Source organism: Pseudomonas sp. GD04058 (assembly GCF_029836855.1).
GTDB lineage: Bacteria > Pseudomonadota > Gammaproteobacteria > Pseudomonadales > Pseudomonadaceae > Aquipseudomonas > Aquipseudomonas bharatica.
This window is the reverse complement of record NZ_JAOECN010000089.1, coordinates 1-1,810: the sequence shown is the minus strand read 5'-3', so window position 1 is coordinate 1,810 and position 1,810 is coordinate 1. Positions and strand designations below refer to the sequence as shown.

Sequence of the window (1,810 nt, the reverse complement as noted above, 5' to 3'; positions counted from 1 at the left end):
TCGCGGTGCATCGGCAGCTTGGCCATGTTCATCTGGTGGCTCACCGAGCGCATGGCGCGATCTGTGTGCTCTTGTTCCAGCAGGTGTTCGAGCAGCCACTTGGACGAGGCTGTGTTCGACTCACCCTGTGCAGTTAACTCCGCCCAGGCCGTGGCCATGCCGTGCAGGCGCAGCTCCTTGAGTTCCGCCATCAAATCACGCATGACCGACCTCCTCGGCCTGGCCACGCAGGCGGTCGTAGCGCGCCGTGTTAGCGACGGGGGCTTCCTTGAGCGACAAGTGGGTTTCGACGCTGGGTGGTGGTTCGGTCGCGGCCAGGCGCGCCACGACATTGAGGATGTGTTCGGCGCTCAGGCTGCCGCTCTCCAGTACCAGCTCAACGGCTACCAGCACGGCATCGAGCCCGGCGACCGGTACGGCAGCCAGAACTTGCGCCATGATCCGGTCACCGCCGGCATGACGCCCCAGACCGTGCTTAAGCTGACGCAGCGGCGCCGGCAGATCAGCAAAGGGCGCGCCGTTGCGCAGCGCACCGGGCTTGCGTTCGATCAGCGGGAGGTAGTGCTGCCAGTCATAGCTGACCTGGTCGCGATCCAGCAAGCGGACATGGCTGGCGATCAGCGCGTCGTCAGCCACCACCTCGATTCGCGTCGGATACAAACGGCTGCTGACCCACTTACCCGCGTACTCACACGGCACCGAGTAGCGGTTGCGCCCGACGCTGACCAAGCAGGTGCTGGAGACCCGCGCAGGCCGCTCGACGTAACCGTCGAATGGCGCTGGCACAGGCATCAGTTCAGCGCGCTCCAACTCAAGCACTTCGGCCACACTCAGCCCGCTGTATTGAGGGTGCGTCAGCTCGTTCCAAAGCGCGCGGCAGCGCTGGCCCAGCCAGGCATTGAGTTCCTCGAAGGAGTGAAACTGACAGTCCTGGGCGTCTAGCCAGATACGCCTGCGGCTGTCTTGCACGTTCTTTTCAACGATGCCCTTTTCCCAACCAGCGGCGACGTTGCAGAAGTCCGGATCGAACAGGTAATGCGCGCACATCACCGCAAAGCGTGCATTCACCGCCCGGCCTTTGCCCTTATTGACCTTGTCGACGGCGGTCTTCATGTTGTCGTAGATGCCCCGGCGCGGCACGCCGCCCAAGGCGCCGAACGAGCGTGTATGGGCGTCAAATAACATCTCATGGCCCTGGCTCGGATACGCCACAAGCCAGAACGCACGGCTGGCACACAGCTTCAGATGTGCCACCTGCATACGCCGGTAAATGCCGCCGACCAGCAAGCCTTCCTCGCTCCAGTCAAACTGAAACGCCTCGCCAAGAGCAAAGGTCAGCGGCACAAAGGCCTGCGACGCCTTGCCCTGTCCCCCTCGCCAGGCACGGATAAACGCGGTGAGCTGGCTGTAGCCACCGTCATAACCATCGGCTTTGATTTGCGCCAACAGCGCCTTGGCACTGCGCCGCTGTTGCTTGGGGCGCAGCGAATCGGCTTTTAGCGCCTGCTCCAGCGTGGCGTGAAAAGGGCTGAGTTTGTTGAAGATCGCGCGGCGTTGGTAGACCGGCGGCTTGGCCTCAGGTGCTCTGACCCACTTGCGAATCGTGTTGCGCGCCAACCCGGTGCGCTTGGCTATCTCATGCAGCGACAGCTTGTCGCGGAAATACATCCGGCGAATTTTGCCCATCATTTCCATACTGATCACCCTGTGTTCTCCTGCTCAAAAATTGAGCAGAAGCAGTTGAACACCTGGGTCAGTTTTCAGTCGGCAGAACAGCCTCTACTGGGTCAGTTTTCGGTCAGCGGCAACA

Annotated in this window: 1 protein-coding gene and 1 pseudogene; both read right to left on the bottom strand. The window is 61.9% G+C overall.

The annotated features are described in order from the left end of the window. Positions 1–203, bottom strand: a pseudogene (gene istB / locus N7650_RS27830) (IS21-like element ISPst3 family helper ATPase IstB); the annotation flags it as partial. Continuing rightward, positions 196–1,695, bottom strand: a complete 1,500-nt coding sequence (gene istA, locus N7650_RS27825; RefSeq protein ID WP_112292652.1) for an IS21-like element ISPst3 family transposase — start codon at positions 1,693–1,695, stop codon at positions 196–198. The gene istA and the pseudogene istB, both read right to left, overlap by 8 nt. Positions 1,696–1,810 lie beyond the last annotated feature (115 nt).